The organism is Pseudanabaena sp. PCC 9330 (assembly GCF_055795045.1).
In genome coordinates this window covers 128977-145172 of record NZ_JAYFES010000117.1, presented here as the reverse complement: position 1 = coordinate 145172, position 16196 = coordinate 128977, and the positions used below count along the sequence as shown (strand labels likewise).

Annotated in this window: 12 protein-coding genes; 7 read left to right on the top strand and 5 right to left on the bottom strand. The window is 57.7% G+C overall.

Translation table 11 applies throughout. From position 1 onward, the window contains the following. Nucleotides 1-80: 80 nt before the first annotated feature. Entirely contained in the window at nt 81-3320 is a 3240-nt protein-coding gene (locus tag AC0QKW_RS22825; RefSeq protein ID WP_473153408.1) for an efflux RND transporter permease subunit, read from the top strand. A 152-nt stretch (nt 3321-3472) separates the two neighbouring features. Then, nucleotides 3473-4036 carry a GUN4 domain-containing protein gene (locus AC0QKW_RS22820; RefSeq protein WP_473153407.1) on the top strand — a complete coding sequence of 188 codons (564 nt, stop codon included), beginning with the start codon at nt 3473-3475 and terminating at the stop codon, nt 4034-4036. A 108-nt stretch (nt 4037-4144) separates the two neighbouring features. Here the strand turns inward: AC0QKW_RS22820 and AC0QKW_RS22815 are convergent, their stop codons facing one another. The 3 genes from AC0QKW_RS22815 to AC0QKW_RS22805 all read right to left on the bottom strand — a co-directional run bounded on the left by AC0QKW_RS22815 (nt 4145) and on the right by AC0QKW_RS22805 (nt 6626). Further along, entirely contained in the window at nt 4145-4444 is a 300-nt protein-coding gene (locus AC0QKW_RS22815; RefSeq protein ID WP_473153406.1) for a P-II family nitrogen regulator, read from the bottom strand. Between the two features lie 32 nt (nt 4445-4476). After that, nucleotides 4477-5145 carry a pentapeptide repeat-containing protein gene (locus tag AC0QKW_RS22810; RefSeq protein WP_473153405.1) on the bottom strand — a complete coding sequence of 223 codons (669 nt, stop codon included), beginning with the start codon at nt 5143-5145 and terminating at the stop codon, nt 4477-4479. A gap of 698 nt (nt 5146-5843) precedes the next feature. Then, nucleotides 5844-6626: a transglutaminase domain-containing protein gene (locus AC0QKW_RS22805; RefSeq protein ID WP_473153404.1), complete on the bottom strand. Its 783-nt coding sequence runs from the start codon at nt 6624-6626 to the stop codon at nt 5844-5846. A 198-nt stretch (nt 6627-6824) separates the two neighbouring features. On the opposite strand from AC0QKW_RS22805, the gene AC0QKW_RS22800 reads away from it, so the two are divergent. From AC0QKW_RS22800 to AC0QKW_RS22785, 4 genes are all read left to right on the top strand, one after another. Beyond that, nucleotides 6825-9818 carry a chemotaxis protein CheB gene (locus tag AC0QKW_RS22800; protein ID WP_473153403.1) on the top strand — a complete coding sequence of 998 codons (2994 nt, stop codon included), beginning with the start codon at nt 6825-6827 and terminating at the stop codon, nt 9816-9818. A 388-nt stretch (nt 9819-10206) separates the two neighbouring features. Beyond that, nucleotides 10207-10896 carry a PAS domain S-box protein gene (locus AC0QKW_RS22795; RefSeq protein ID WP_473153402.1) on the top strand — a complete coding sequence of 230 codons (690 nt, stop codon included), beginning with the start codon at nt 10207-10209 and terminating at the stop codon, nt 10894-10896. Next, nucleotides 10887-11975, top strand: coding sequence for a diguanylate cyclase domain-containing protein (locus AC0QKW_RS22790; protein WP_473153401.1), 1089 nt, complete (start codon nt 10887-10889; stop codon nt 11973-11975). The genes AC0QKW_RS22795 and AC0QKW_RS22790 overlap by 10 nt, the downstream gene beginning before the upstream one ends. A gap of 126 nt (nt 11976-12101) precedes the next feature. Next, nucleotides 12102-12668 (top strand): FKBP-type peptidyl-prolyl cis-trans isomerase, encoded by a 567-nt coding sequence (locus AC0QKW_RS22785; RefSeq protein ID WP_473153400.1) that lies wholly within the window; start codon nt 12102-12104, stop codon nt 12666-12668. A gap of 446 nt (nt 12669-13114) precedes the next feature. Here the strand turns inward: AC0QKW_RS22785 and dnaA are convergent, their stop codons facing one another. Beyond that, entirely contained in the window at nt 13115-14536 is a 1422-nt protein-coding gene (gene dnaA / locus AC0QKW_RS22780; RefSeq protein ID WP_473153399.1) for a chromosomal replication initiator protein DnaA, read from the bottom strand. 413 nt (nt 14537-14949) lie between these two features. Here dnaA and def point away from each other — a divergent pair, with 413 nt between their 5' ends. Beyond that, entirely contained in the window at nt 14950-15513 is a 564-nt protein-coding gene (def, locus tag AC0QKW_RS22775) for a peptide deformylase (RefSeq protein ID WP_473153398.1), read from the top strand. A 123-nt stretch (nt 15514-15636) separates the two neighbouring features. Here def and AC0QKW_RS22770 read toward each other — a convergent pair whose 3' ends face one another. Further along, nucleotides 15637-16110, bottom strand: coding sequence for a hypothetical protein (locus AC0QKW_RS22770; RefSeq protein WP_473153397.1), 474 nt, complete (start codon nt 16108-16110; stop codon nt 15637-15639). Between the last annotated feature and the right edge of the window lie 86 nt (nt 16111-16196).

Here is a 16196-nt window from a genome sequence, read left to right as displayed (position 1 = left end):
GATCGCTCCGCCCGCGCTAGACCATTCTGTGACTAGCTGTTGTCTGTCTGATTTCCACCCCGAACTTCGGTATACCGCCCATGGCGCTGTTCTCTGTCGCTGATACCTTCATCCGTCGCCCGGTGTTGACCACCGTATGCACTCTGCTGATTGTGCTGGCGGGGGCGATCGCCATACCGCTTTTGCCCGTTGAGCAACTGCCCGAGATTGCGCCCTTGCAGATTCAGGTGGCGGCCAACTACACCGGGGCCGATGCCGAAACCGTCGAGAGCAACGTCACCACGGTGCTAGAGCGCGAGATCAACGGCGTGGAGGGGATGGAATTTATCACCTCCAGCAGTACCAATACGGGCCAAAGCGGCATTAACGTCGTGTTTCAGGCGGGGCGCAATAAAGATATTGCCCAGGTAGATGTGCAAAACCGGGTGGCTCGGGCCGAGCCGTCGCTGCCCCCGGAGGTCACCCAGCTGGGGGTGACGGTAAATGCTCAGTCGCCGAGCATTTTGCTGGTGTATCGGTTTTTTACTGACGACGATCGCTACGATGCGCTGTTTTTGAGCAACTACGCCGACCTGTTCATTCTCGATGAGATGAAGCAGATCGATGGGGTGGGCAATGCCGAGGTGTTTGGGGCGGGGCGCTACGCCATGCGGCTGTGGCTTGACCCCATGGCCCTGGCCAGCCAGCAGCTCACCCCAGGAGATGTGGTGGCGGCTCTACAAGAGCAAAATGTGCAGGTGGGCGGCGGCGCTATCGGGGCTCCCCCCAGCGATGTCGATCAGGCCTACCAGTACACAGTGCGCCTACCCGGTCGCCTAGAGGAGGCCAGCGAGTTTGAGAACCTGGTGATCAAGGTGGGCGAGGGCGGTAATCTGGTGCGCCTGCGGGAGGTGGGCCGGGCAGAGCTGGGGGCCGAAGACTATAGCTTCAATGCTCGCACCCAGGGCAAGCTGGCGGCGGGGCTGCTGGTGTACCAGCTGCCGGGCAGCAATGCCCTGGAGGTGGCCCAAGCGGTGCGCGATCGCATGGCCGAGCTGCAAGATAGCTTTCCTCCGGGCTACCGGGCGGAACTGGTGTTTGACACCACCGACTTTGTGCGGGTGTCGCTGCAAGAGGTGCTGGTTACCCTGGTGACGGCGATCGCCCTAGTGCTGCTGATTTTGTTTATATTTTTGCAGGACTGGCGATCGACCATCGTGCCGGCGATCGCGATTCCGGTGTCGCTGATCGGGGCGATGGCATTTTTACTGGCCTTCGGCTTTTCGATCAACACTCTGACCCTGTTTGGCTGCATTTTGGCCTCGGGGGTGGTGGTAGACGACGCGATCGTGATTGTTGAGGCGATCGCCGCCAAAATCGACCAGGGTATGCGCCCCCGCCTAGCCGCCCTCGACGCCATGCAGGAGCTGTCGGGGGCGGTGGTGGCCACCTCATTAGTGCTGATGGCGGTGTTTATTCCGGTGGCATTTTTTCCGGGCAGCACAGGCAAAATCTACCAGCAGTTTGCCCTCACCATTGCCTTTGCGATCGTGGTGTCAACCTTCAACGCCCTCAGCTTTTCGCCCGCCATGTCGGCGCTGCTGCTGCGCCCTACCCCTCCCGGCCCTCGCAGCGGCCTGCTGGGCCGTTTCTTCGACCGGTTTAATGACGCTCTCCGGTGGACCATCGAGCGCTACCGACGGCTAGTGCGGGTGTTGATTCGTCTGCGCTACGGGGTGTTGGCACTCTTTGCAATCGGCCTGGTGCTGATGGTTTTCATGCTGCGAGTGGTGCCCACGGGCTTTGTACCCGAAGAAGATCAGGGCTACTTTCTCGGTATTGTGCAGGCCCCTGACGGGGTATCGCTGGAGTACACCAAGGCGGTGATGGCCGAGGCCGATACTCTGCTCAATCAGTTCCCCGAGATCGAGAGTACCTTTATGCTGTCGGGCTTTGGCTTTGATGGGCCGTCGCCCAACCGGGGGGTGTTCTTTGCCACCCTGGCCCCCTGGGCCGATCGCCGTGCGCCCGAGTCGACGGTGGCCGGGCTATTGCCCCAGGTAAATGGTGCCCTCTCTGGCATTCAAGAGGCGCTGGTGATTGCCTTTAACGCACCGCCGGTACCGGGCTTTAGCCCGACTGGTGCGCTAGAAATGCAGCTGCAAGACCGCAGCGGCAATCAGATGAGCATTGACGAATTTTTGGGCAACGCCTACGCCATTATGGGGCTGGCCAACGAGTCGCCTGCGTCGATGGGGGTGTTTACCCAGTTCACGGCCAGCTCGCCCCAGGTGGCAGTGTCAGTCAACCGCGATCGCCTCAAGGCGCTCGATATCGACATCGACGAAGCCCTCACCACCGTCAGCACTTACCTGGGCTCTCGCTACGTCAACGATTTCACCAGTGGTGGTCGCAACTACCGGGTCTATGTGCAGGCCGACCAGAGCTTTCGCAACGACCCCAGCGACATTAGCAGCCTTTACGTGCGATCGCGCCAGGGGGGCATGGTGCCCCTCGGCGAAGTGATTACCCTGAGCGAAGTGGTGGGGCCATCGACCATCAACCACTTCAACCTGCTGCGATCGATCAAGCTCGAGGGCATGCCCGCACCGGGGGCCAGCACGGGCCAGCTGATTGCCGCCATGGCCGACGCCCATAGCCAGGCCGCTCTGCCGGTGGTAGGTCTGGCCTGGCAGGGCACCGCCCGCGAAGAAATAGCCTCGGGGGGGCTGGCGACCGTTATCTTTGGCCTGGGGGTGCTGGTGGTATTTTTGGTGCTGGCCGCCCAGTACGAAAACTATATTGACCCGATCATTATTTTGCTGACGGTGCCCCTGGCGATCTTGGGGGCGCTGGTGTTTCTCTTTTTGCGCGGTCTCGACCTCAACATCTATGCCCAGGTGGGCCTAGTGATGCTGATTGGTCTGGCCAGCAAAAATGCCATTTTGATCGTTGAGTTTGCCAACCAGGCCCGCAGCCAGGGGCTGGGGCTGATACCGGCGGCGATCGCCGCCGCCGAGCAGCGCTTTCGCCCGATTGTCATGACCGCCATCTCATCGCTGGTTGGGTTCTTTCCGCTGCTGATTGCCACTGGGGCGGGCAGCGCCAGCCGCTGGTCAGTGGGCTACACGGTTTTTGGTGGTCTGCTGGTGGCCACGGTGCTGAGTCTCTTTGTGGTGCCGGTGCTCTACGTAGTGCTTAAGGGCCTGAGCGAGCGCCTGTTTGGTGGGCCGGGGTCACCGCCCATCCTGACGACCGCCGCTGACCTGAGCCAGGACAGCTCCTTTCAGGATAGCGAGGCCGTCGCCCCCCTGCGATCTCAGGGAGAAAGCCCCACCTAGGGAAAAGCTGCTGCGATCGCGGTACTAAAATCGACAGCAACGATCTAACCAACGCAGCCCTCTCTGACGCAACACTGACTGACGCAACACTGACGCAACACACTTTAAGGAGCCAGATCGGTATGGATGGGGAGCGATCGCAGGAAGAACTCATGGCCCGCCTCGAATACCTAGAGACCAGGGTGGAAGGCTTTATTCAGCAGGGCCTCATCGAGCGCATTGCCCGTCTCGAAGATTCCCTGACCCTAGTGACCGATGTAGAGCGCTACCAACCGCTGCAGCGACTGCTCAAAACCGGTAAGCTCCAGGCCGCCGACGAAGAGACCGTGCGGGTGATTTTGCAGGAGGCGGGTACCCTTGCCCGCGAAGACCTTACTCCCGACGCCATTCGACAGTTTCCGTGCAGCGTGCTGCGGGTGATCGATCGCCTGTGGACGACCTATACCGGCGGGCGGTTTGGCTTTAGCGTGCAGCTCAAGCTCTACCAGTCAGTGGGGGGCACCCTAGAGAGCGCGATCGCCCAAGACGCCGCTATGCTCAATCTTTTGGGCGATCGCGTCGGCTGGCGCCACAGCGGCCAGTGGAAAACCGTCGACGAAGCCCAACACAATCTAGAAGACCCCGTCGGCTGTTACCCCATCATCTGGTGGAATTCGCCCTACGGCGCTAAGATGGTCAACTACTTTATGGCTCGGCTCTTTACCTGCAATCTGTAGCCATCGCCGGAGTCATCCAGTTTTCTCATGCCCCTGGTCTCACCCCATTGCCCAGACCCAGAGGGGTGAGATTTTTATCGGTTGCTGCTTTGTTTTTTAGAAAGCAGCCTAATCAAACAATCCCTCTACGGTTTGGCGAAAGGCAATTAGAGCATGGGTCTCTTGCAAGGGCTTTAGAGCTTCTATCAGTTGGTCAGAGAGATCGGAGCTGACAATGGTTTTAAGCTCAATATTGGTGTTGTAGCCTGCAATATCGCCCATGCGTCTGCCATGGCTCCCGGCTCCTTGGGCCGGTACCAGGGTGTATCCAGAAACGTTAAGCTCCGTCAGCAGCTTAATCAGTCGATTTTGCAGAACGGCCTCACCGATGATGGTGACCAGGGTTCCTTTGGTTAAAGAAGACGACATACTAGACCTCTAACAGTGATTATTGAAGCCAATCAGCTAAGTTGAAAACTTGGCTGCATGAGCTCTCTGACGGTTTTCCTTGAAATGCCTGAAAGGTCAGTAAAATTTGTTTGGTGCTTTTTAATGCCGGTTATATTGGCATCTGTTAGGTCAACGTGATCTAATATGGCCCGACTCAAGTCAGCGCCAAACAAATTTGCACCGCGCAGACTTACATTCCTCAGCGTTGCTCCATGCAAGTTAGCATGGGCTAGATCGACATCATCTAAATTTGACTGTTCTATGATCGCGCCAGTCAACCGAGAACGACGAAAATCAGCACTGACTAAATTGACCTGACTAAAGCGAGCTTCTACTAAATTGGCATCTACAAATTTAGTACTGCATAAATCAGCATGACTAAAATTAGCTAGGCTTAATTTTGCTCCAGTCAAGTCAGCATTGCATAGATCGGCTCCGTCAAGCATCGTCTCAATGAGAATAGCGCCAATTAAGGTTGCGCCGCTGAGATTGGCTTGACGTAAAACTGCATGACTTAAATTTGTGCCTGCCAGGTTGGCATTGCTCAAGTTGGCCTTTACCAGGCTGGCTTTGTTTAAGTTTGCCTGACTCAGGTTGGCATTGCTGAAATCAGCCCCGTCTAAGGGCTGCTCGCTAAAATCTTGCCCGCTCAAGTTTGTATTGGCATAGTCGTGACTCACGATGCACCTCCTAAACAACTGATTCAACCATGGCTAGTGCCTGGGCGTTTTGCGCCCTGACAATGGGTGCAAGTCATTCTTTATAGAATTGACGATCTGCGGTTTGATGTCTGGTTTGAATCGGTGGAGAGTAATACCAAAGTTTAAACACCTCAAAAGGTATCGCCCCAGAGGGTAGCGCGATGGAAAAATGGAGGCCACCAGTATTAGCTGGGCGTGAGCAAGTTTTGTCCACCGCGAAACATAAATTTCTAAACCCGTTCTGACAAGAGCAGGTGGGGACATCCCGTGACCCGATCAACCTAGGGGCGATGAAAATTTATGAAGGGAAGTCGTAGCGCTTGGGATCTTTTTTGGGTTTCTTGGAGCTGGCGTCGGCCTTCGGCTTTTTAGTTTCCTTGTTGCTTTTCTTTTCTTTTCCCATGACCAGATGACCTAACGTAAGAACTTGACTATTGCTAACCGAATTAATGCTTGCGGCTTAAGGTTTTGCCCTTAGGGCCGACAAGAGATTTATCGCTCAGAGAGGTGCTTTGACTAACCCGATAAAGCGCCAGCTCTACGAAGTTTTAGACCTTACGCAGACTTGCTAGGGTGCTAAAACCAGACTGGGCATTTCCGTTAGCTAACACTGATTGCCTTCAGATACAATCATTTTAGTAGGTGTTGATCAGCTTTGTCCCGATCGCGTTTAATTCTTAGGAAATAGCCTGCACCCAGACCTCCATCTCAGTCAAGTTTAAGGGGCCATACTGGGTGGCGAGGGCGACATCGGCGGCGTCGCGACCGTAGGCGATGATGATGCGATCGCCCCGAGGTTCGGGCTGGGTGGCATCAAAGGTGTACCAGCGATCGCCCACGTAGGCCTCAAACCAGGCGTGGAGATCCATCGGCTCAAGGTTGTATAGGTAGCCCACCACCATGCGGGCGGGAATGGTGAGGCTGCGGCAGAGCGCCAGGCCGAGGTGCACAAAGTCACGGCAGACGCCAACCCGGTTTTTCTCGGTCTCTAGGGCTGAGGTAGAGGCGTCGCTGGTGTCGTAGCGGTACTCGATGTGGGTGTGAATCCAGTGGCGGATGGCCTCGACCTGGTCGTAGGCAGGCTCGATGTCGGCCACAATATCGTTGGCCAGCTCTGCCATCAGGTCTGACTGACAGTAGCGGCTGGGCAAAAGAAACTGAAGCGTGGCGTCGGGCAGGTCTTGCACTGGCACAAACTCGGCCCCAAACTGCACATCGATGCGATCGGCGACCTCTGCGGTGACCGTGCTGCGCACCTGAAGTTTGCCCGTCGGAGCCACCAGCCGCTGACAGAGGTTGCCGTAGCTGTCGATGTAATCGACTACGGGCACCGAGGGTACCAGGTGCAGGTCGGCCTGAAGAATTTGTTGAGCAGCCCCACCCTGGGGCTGTAGCATCAAAATTAACGGAGACGGTTCGGTGGCCTCAAACAAAAGCTCGCACCCGGCGTTTAGTCGCATTCGATCCCTCGGTAGTCTTCTTAGAATAACGGGGCAGATGGGCGGATTATCTCAGTCTTAGATCAGTTTTTGGAGCTGAGCAGCGCCATTTATCGCCCAATGGGCACCCGCACTTCGTCCATGGGGGGCTGAGCCGTCATACTGTCTGCATCTAGACCCACTCAGCGCCATCAGTTTAGACTAAGACTCACCTCTGGTATGTCTCTCCCAAAACCCTCTCCCGCCGATGACACTGTACCGGCCTCTGCCGAACCAGAGGCGACGTTTCCGGTGGTGGCAATTGGGGCGTCGGCGGGGGGGCTAGAGGCCTTTACCCAGCTGCTGAGCCATCTGCCCACTACGACGGGCATGGCCTTTGTGCTGGTGCAACACCTCGACCCCAACCAGCCTAGTCTGCTGAGCGAAATCATTGGCCGCATCACTGAGATGCCGGTGCTAGAGGTGACCGATGGGCTAGCGATCGCCCCCAACCAGATCTACGTGATTCCGCCCAACCAGGCGATGACCATTGAAGCAGGCACCCTGAGGCTGCGACCACGACCGCGATCGCGCACCGGCAGCCGCCTGATCGACAGTTTTTTTAGCGCCCTGGCTCAGGAGCGGGGCGCTAAGGCCATTGGTGTGGTGCTCTCGGGGGCCGATGCTGACGGCACCCTGGGCCTGGAGGCGATTAAGGCAGCGGGAGGTATCACCTTTTCGCAGTCGGAGGCGTCGGCCAAATTTAGCAGTATGCCCCACATGGCGATCGCCACCGGCCAGGTCGATTTCATTCAAACGCCAGAGGAAATCGCCCAGACTCTGGCCAACCTCAGCGCCCACCCCTACGTCGCAGGCTCCAGCCTCGTAGAGCCTGCGGTGCCCCCGGAGGAAGACAATGCCCTGGCCACCATTCTTGCCCTGCTAAAGCGGGCCACCAAGGTTGACTTTGCCCAGTACAAACCCACCACCGTTAAGCGGCGCATCTTTCGTCGCATGGTCTTGCACCACCTAGAGAGCCTAGAGAGCTACGGCCAGTACCTCCAGGCCAACCCTGAAGAGGTGCAGGCGCTGCACCAGGAAATTTTGATCGGGGTGACCAGCTTTTTTCGCGATGGCGAAGTGTTTACAGCTCTAGAGCAGACGGTGTTTCCGGCGCTGCTGCGCGACAGTCAACGGCTGGCCCAAGCAGGGCCAGGCAGCTCCGACTCGCCCCTGCGGATTTGGGTGGCAGGCTGCTCGACGGGCGAAGAGGCCTACTCCATCGCCATCTGCCTGCTAGAGTACCTGGGCCGCCACAGCGCTAACCCGTCGATTCAAATTTTTGCCACCGATGTCAGCGAGCCAGCCATCGAGGTGGCCCGCTTTGGCTGGTACTCGCCCATTCAGGTGAGCGACGTGTCGCCAGAGCGGTTGCAGCGTTTTTTTGTGCCTACCGACGGCGGCTACCAAATCAGCAAAGTGGTGCGGGAGCTGTGCATTTTTGCCTGCCAAAATTTAATCACCGACCCACCCTTTTCGCGGCTAGATCTAATTAGCTGCCGCAATGTGTTGATCTACTTTGGGGCAGCATTGCAGAGCCGGGTGCTGCCCATGTTTCACTACGGCCTCAAGCCCAACGGCTTTTTGCTGCTGGGATCGTCAGAGACGGTGGGGGAGTTGAGCTATCTGTTTTCGCTGGTAGACAGCCGCTGCAAGCTCTACGCCAAGCAGGAGGCATCGCTGCCGCTGAGCTTTGACTTTGACCCCACTACCTACACCCCCACCGCCCACCCCCCTCGGCCTGAGCCAGCCCGCGATCGCCCCCAAGATAGCGACCTCTACGCCCTGGCCGACCAAACCGTGCTCAATCGCTACGGCCCGGCGGGAGTGCTGGTCAATGGCCGGCTAGAGATTTTACAGTTTCGGGGCCAGACGGGGGCCTACCTGGAGCCTGCCCCCGGTCGCGCCAGCCTCAACCTGCTCACCATGGCTAGAGAGGAGCTACGCCTCGACCTACGCACCACCCTCTACCAGGCTCAGCAAACCGGCCAGGAGGTGCAGCGGCGATCGCTGCTGCTGACAGCGGGCGATCGGCCCCACCCAGTGCAGATCGACGTGGTGCCCCTTAAACCTCAGCCGGGGGGCAACGCCTACTATCTGGTGCTATTCAGTGACTGTCTGGAGGGGAGCGCCGTCGCTGTTCCGGCTGATGATGACGACCCCACCTCGACCTTAGAGATCAATCAGTATGTGCAGGAAAATCTCGCCCTGCGCCAGGATCTCGACACCACGCGATCGCACCTACAGTCGATCATCCAAGAGCAGGAGGCCACCAACCAAGATCTACGGGCCGCCAACGAAGAGATTCTTTCTAGCAACGAAGAGCTGCAAAGCACCAACGAGGAGCTGCAAACCGCCAAGGAAGAAATTCAGGCGACCAACGAAGAACTCAGCACCATCAACGACGAACTCTATCGCCGCAACGTTGAGACCGCCCGCATCAGCGACGACTTTCAAAACCTGCTCAGCAGCATCCACATTCCCATTCTCATGCTCGAAGATGACCTGAGAATCCGTCGCTTTACCCCTACCGCCGCCGCCCTGTTTAATCTGATTCCTGGCGATGTGGGCCGCCCCCTGGGCGATATCAACCACCGGCTGGCAATCACCGACCTAGAGGCCAGAATTTTGAGCGTGACCAACACCCTAGAGCAGAGCAGCCAGGAGGTGCAAGACCAAGACGGTTGCTGGTATGACCTGCGGATTCGCCCCTATCGCACCCTTGACAACCGCATTGACGGTGCGGTGTTGGTGTTGGTAGACATCGACAGCCTCAAGCGCAGCACCGACCAGCTGCGCCAGGCTCGCGACTACGCCGACGCCATTGTGCAGACCTTGCGTGAAGCCCTGGTGGTGCTCACCCACGACCTGCGAGTGGTGACGGCCAATCAGCAGTTTTATCAGACCTTTCAGGTGAGCCCCGACGACACCGAGGGGCGATCAATCTTTGAGCTGGGCAACGGCCAGTGGAATATCCCTCAGCTGCGATCGCTGCTCCACGAGCTGCTGCCCCAAAATTTGCAGGTCGATGACTTTGAAGTGGTGCACAACTTTGAAACCATTGGCCCCCAGACCATGCGGCTCAACGCCCGCAAGATGACTCAGACCAACGGCGACGATTTAGTTTTGTTAGCGATCGAAATCGTAGGCGATCGAACCCCCAAGGGAGAATAAAGGAGACGTAGCGACAGTTGGGGATTTTTCTTACCCTCTTAAGAAGGGGAATAAGCTAGCTTTGGCTGGTAGTCTTCGATCTCCAGGTGCGCCCCTTTGCGAATAGATCTATCTCGGCTTAGGGACAATTCTAGGAATAAAAATACCGAAGAATTTTGCCTCCTTCTACTTGCCGCTCTAATAATTGCCGTGATTTGTGCAAGATTGTTCATTTTTTCTCCATAGCCAGGCAGAATATCTGGCCTAAGACAACTGTTTTTAATGTGTAAGCTTGGTATAATTTAGAGATGAACGACAAGAACTTTTAAGCTGAAGTTAAACCTTGGAGGAAGGTGCCGTTAGCTACATTTTTTTTGGGATGATTAACAATCCCTAGAAAGGCTGACCCATGGGTATCTCTCATCACATCGAGGCAGTCTACCAACGTGCCCTGCGGCTGCGCGAACAGGCCACCACCAACCCCATTGACCCATCTCTGCTAGAGCTGGCTCTCAAAGACCTCTACCTGGTGCTCGAAGAACTCCAGGCTGTAGATGCAGAGCTGCACCAGCAAAACCAGATACTCAGCGACACCCGGCACCAGGTTGACCTTGAGCGCCAACGCTACCGCACCCTGTTTGAGCTAGCCCCCGACGGCTACCTGGTCACCGACGAAACTGGCAAAATCTACCACGTCAACCGGGCGGCAGAGCTACTATTTACCTCACCTCAGGATGGGCTGGTGGGCAAGCCTCTGATGATGCTGATCGAGCCGGGCGACTGGTCAGAGTTTCAGCAGCGACTGGCCCAGCCCGGCCCAGCCACCCCTTGGGAGGTCACCCTCAAGTCGCGGCAGGGGGAGGCGGTGACGGTGGCGATCGCCACCAATTTCCTCAAAAACAACCGCCCAGGGGCCACCACTATTCTTTGGTCCCTGCGAGATGTGTCTCAGCAGCGCCGTATGCAGCAGCAGCTCCAAGCAACCCATGCCGATCTTGAAGGTCTAATTGCCGCCCGCACCGCATACCTAACCCAGGCCAATGCCAAGCTACGCCAAGATCTCAGCGACTGCCGCCAAGGTAAGGCTCCATGGACATAATGCTTAAGCGCATTGATGCCGTGCAGCAACAGGCGCTGCTGCTGCAGGAGCAGGCCACCGCATTTCCCATTCATCCTGAACTGCTGGCCGTGGCCCTTGAAAATCTCAGTCTGGTGCTCGAAGAGCTGCGCACTGCCCACGATGAGCTGGCTCAGCAAAATCAAGCCCTAGCCAACTACCGTCAGCAGCTTGAGACCGAGCGCCAGCGCTACCAAGACCTGTTTAACCTCGCCCCCGACGGCTACCTGGTGAGCGACGCCAAGGGCATCATTCAGGCAGGCAATGTAGCGATCGCGGCCCTGCTGCGTCTGCCCCAGGAGTTGCTGGTGGGCAAACCCATGGTGTTGTTTCTGCCGGTCAAGCACCGCCGTGCCCTCTACGCTCTGCTGGCCCAGCTCAATCACACCAGCCCGCTCTTGCCGATCAAAACCTGGGAAACCCAGATTGTGCCCCGCGAGGGTGAGGGCATTCATGTAGCCATTACCGTCTCCATGAGCCGTGAGCGAGGTGAAGCGCGCCTGCGCTGGCTGGTGCGCGACATCACCGATAAAAAGCAGGCCGAGGCTAAAATTCACCGCCAGGTTTTCTACGACCATCTCACTGGTCTGCCCAACCGCGCCTTTCTCGATACCTACCTGCCCAAGGTGCTAGCCCAGGCCAATCGCCAACAGAGCCAAGTGGCGGTAGCTTTTTTAGACCTCGACAAGTTCAAAGACATCAACGATGGTCTGGGCCACGAGGTCGGTGACCACATGCTGCACCAGGTGGCCCAGCGGTTGACCCACTGCCTGCGGGAAGAAGATCTACTGGTGCGCTGGGGGGGCGATGAGTTTATTTTGGTGCTCTCGCAGCTGACGGCGGCAGAGTCGGTGGTGCATACCTGCGATCGCATTTTAGAGAGTCTGCGGCCTGACTTTGCGATCGATCACCACCGGCTGCACATCGGCACCAGCATCGGCGTCGCCCTCTTTCCACAAGATGGCACCGACCCCACCTCTCTGCTGCGCCACGCCGACCACGCCCTCTACCAGGCCAAAAACCAGGGCCGCAATACCTACCGTTTCTACCAGCCAGATTGACCATCAACTGTGATGGCGAACCTAGACATCCAAGCTAGTAGTCAGTGCCCACCCCTTTGGGAATGGGGTAGAGCGAGGGCTTTGCTATATGATCGGTAGAGATTGAGCTACCGAGGGAGACCAATTGTGCGCGAAATTTTGATTAGCTTAGGAATTTTGGTGGCCTGCTGCGTAGTACTGGTGGTGGCCCAGTTCACTGGCCCCCAGCCCGAGGCGATCGCATCAAATCTCAGCACTACTGAGATTGCCACCGAGGCCGTTGCCCTGGCCGAGCCACCTGTGCAGGTGGCCCAGGCAGCCGCAGATTTAAGTCCTATTACTGCTGAAACTACTGCCGATATGTCCGAAGCAAACCTGGTAACCACTGACTCTGGCCTACAGTACATCGACATCGTCGAAGGCACCGGGGCCATGCCCCAGGCCGGGCAGCGCGTTACTGTGCACTACACCGGCACCCTTGAAGATGGCACCAAGTTCGACAGCTCCCGCGATCGCGGTCGGCCCTTTACCTTTCAGATTGGCGTAGGCCAGGTGATCAAGGGCTGGGATGAAGGGGTCGCCACCATGCGGGTAGGGGGCCAGCGCCAGCTGGTGATTCCGGCTGAGCTGGGCTACGGTAGCCGAGGGGCGGGTGGTGTGATTCCTCCCAATGCCACTCTGCTGTTTGATGTTGAGCTATTGCGCATTGGCTAAGGTTTGAAGCGATCGAGCCGCTAGGCTCCCTGGGCCATGCCCAGGGAGCCTTTAATATGTAATCCGATTGGGTAAACTCCGATTCACAATCGGGATCCCCATAGGGGCATACCCTTACGTCGTGCAACACATGCTACACCCCTACAAAGCGGGTGTATTTGAGTAACCTCAGTTCGGGATAGCGCTGTCCCCTCCTTTGGAGGGGTGCCCGAAGGGCGGGGTGGGTTAAAACTGCTCCAGCAGAATAATCAGCTGCCTAAGGTGATGTTCCGCCGCTAACCCAGACTGACCCACCCCTTACCCCTCCCAGGAGGGGACAGCAGGCCTGCTTTTGCAGAGAATTTTCTTATCTCAAACTCAGGTTGAGTAGGATACGGTATAAGACTGTATCACCTGAATATGGTCGCAGGGTTAGCAATAGCGTCTAGGCAGAGGCCGGGCTGTGCTCAGCCCCCGCGCTCGACCATGGTAATGCGATCGCCCAGCTGCCGAATGGTCTGGGCCAGATCTAGGTCGCGCTTGAGCTGTTTCTCAATTTTGGTGCAGCTATAGAGCACCGTGGTGTGGTCTTTGCCGCCAAAGGCATGGCCAATTTTAGGCAGACTGAGGTCGGTGTGGCGGCGCATGAGGTACATGCCGATCTGCCGTGCCTGGCTGATCTCACGGCGGCGGGATGCGCCCTTGAGGTCGTCGACCGATACTCCAAACTGTTCGGCCACGGCGGCAATTACTGCGCCGGGAGAGGCCTCAATTTTGTCGGCGGGCGGGTTGAGCACCGCCATCAAATTTTCTACGGTCATGGGCAGCCCCGAGATCGACGTGTAGGCGATCGCTCGAATCAGCGCCCCCTCTAGCTCGCGAATGTTGGAGGTATAGCTGGCAGCGATGTACTCGATCGCCCCCCGAGGAATCTGCACCTGCTCGTACTCCGCTTTCTTTTGCAAAATAGCAATGCGGGTTTCGTAGTCGGGTGTCTGAATGTCAGCGATTAGCCCCATCGAGAACCGCGAGATCAGCCGGTCTTGCAGACGCATGATCTGGTTGGGGGGGCGATCTGAGGCCAGCACAATCTGCTTACCCGCCTCGTGCAGCGTGTTAAAGGTGTGAAAAAACTCTTCCTGGGTGTATTCTTTGCCTTCGATAAATTGAATGTCATCCACCAGCAGAATGTCCACATCTCGGTAGTGAGCGCGGAAATACTGCATGCTGTCGCGGCGAATAGCGGTGATCAGATCGTTGGTGAACTGCTCGGTGCTCACGTAGGCCACCCGCGCCTGGGGGGCGATCTCTTGGCGGTAATGGCCGATCGCCTGCATCAGATGGGTTTTGCCCAGCCCTACCCCGCCACAGAGAAATAGGGGGTTAAACTCGCGCCCTGGCGACTCAGCTACGGCCAGGGCGGCGGCGTGGGCCATACGGTTGTTGGCTCCCACTACAAAGCGCGAAAACACCGCTTTGGGGTTGAGGGAATTGTAGTTTTCTTGGGCCGGGGTCTTGATCTCCACGGGGGCCGAACGCGATGCCAGGGCAGGGCGCTGGGGCGGCGCGGGCCTGGGGGACGAGGACGGCCATGCCATCTCGGCCATGGGCAATAGCGGTGCTTCGGGGGCACCGCCGTCGGGCACCACTGTCACCTGCAGCTCAATAGACTTGCCCAAAATATTGTTGACCACCTGGGTAATGGTGGCTGCATAGTGCTTTTGCACCCAGTTGCGGGCAAAAGGGTTGGGGGTCGAAATCACCAGGGCGCGATCGCTAAGCGCCTGCACCTGGGCCGGTTTAATCCAGGTTTCAAAGGTGGGACGACTCAGCTCCACCTGAAGCTGGCTCAGCACCTCTTCCCACAAGTGATTTAGAGCCTGATCCACGGTTTACCTCTTAAATAGCCGCTGCTTCACATGTTCGCCACCCAGAGACAGCGAGATCGCTGAGGCCAACTATTTTAGCCTCCGCCCAATCAGCATTCTGACCTCAGACCTAAAGACGGCCAGGTAGGTGCAGACGGCAACCGCCTGTCCACAGACTAGACGGGCCTGGCCCAAGCCGCCGTAGGGGATCTCTAGAGTACTAGATATAGGGTGGAAAAATGTCTAGATTCTACATATAGCGCTTTAACAGATGTTGGATCCTGTCGTGCCCCTGTAAGTCAGGCGCTAAACGCACCCCGCTGGTCTATTGAACCACAGGGCTCTCATCTCTGGGGACGATGTATACAATGAATAGAGTGTTGCGATCGCACTCCGATCGCGCCCCTTGACCAGCCAGCCCAGCGAACCTGCCCATGCCAGACCCATCTGCGCCGCCCCCAGGCCCCAATTCAGCGACTGTGGTCACCCTCGACCACCCGGTGCTGCGCCAGGTAGCCCAGCCCGTCACCGCCCTGGCCGAGCCATCGCTACAGCGGCTGATCGATCAAATGTTGACCACAGTACGTACCGCCAATGGCGTCGGCATAGCCGCTCCTCAGTTGGGCCACTCGCTACGGATAGTGGTAGTCGCCTCACGCCCCAACCTGCGCTACCCCCATGCTCCGCAGATGACGCCCACGGTGTTGATCAATCCAGTTTTACTGGCGGCCAGCGATGAGATGGAGCTGGGCTGGGAGGGCTGCCTCAGTGTGCCAGGGGTGCGGGGCCGGGTGCCGCGCCATGAACAAGTGGAGGTGGCGTACTGCGATCGCCATGGGCAGCCCCACCGCCAGATCTGGACAGGCTTCGTCGCTCGCATTGTGCAGCACGAGATCGATCACCTCGATGGCAAGGTGTTTCTCGACCGAGTGCAGGCTGAAACCGACCTGCTCTCAGAAGCAGCCTACCAGGCGCTAGAAATCGCCACCCTGCCCTAGTTCTTACCCAAGCCGACCCACAAAACCCCGATTCAACAGGGCGCATGCAATGCGCCCCTACGGTTTGACCCGTTGAGAATCGGGGGTATGCGATTCGAATTTGGTGGGATCTCGCCGCTGACTTTAGCTACAGAGATCGGTTGTCCAGTCTTGGGAGCCTCGGCCCATCTGGCACCGCACCTGCTGACCGGCCCAGTCTAGCCGCCACTGATCACCCTCGGGCACAAACTCCAGGCGGTAGCGCATGCCATTGACCGAGTCATCGGCCAGGCCCGTCTGGGTTAGGGCCACTAGCACTTGGTCATCAGATTCATCGACCACCACTACCTCTTCGACAAAATTGCCTTCCCCTGGCTCAGGGCTGCCAAAGACATCGAGGGCAACTTGCCTGGGGTCTGCGCCTACCAGGCTTTCATCTGCGGGCAGGTCTACTTCGCTGTAGGCAGCACGATCGTCTACCACTGCCCCATCGACTTGGGGCGATTCTGTCGTCGGTGCCCCCTCAGTCACCGGAGGCGTTGGGGCAGAATCACAGGCAACCAGAGACACCATTAAGGCACCGACAGTCAAAGCAGGGATCAAGTATGTTTTAAGCATGGGGGCTTCTCTTTACACAAAACAAACATCAAATAACAGTAACCTAGATCACAAAATACCGATTCTCTCGCAGGATATATGCCCCG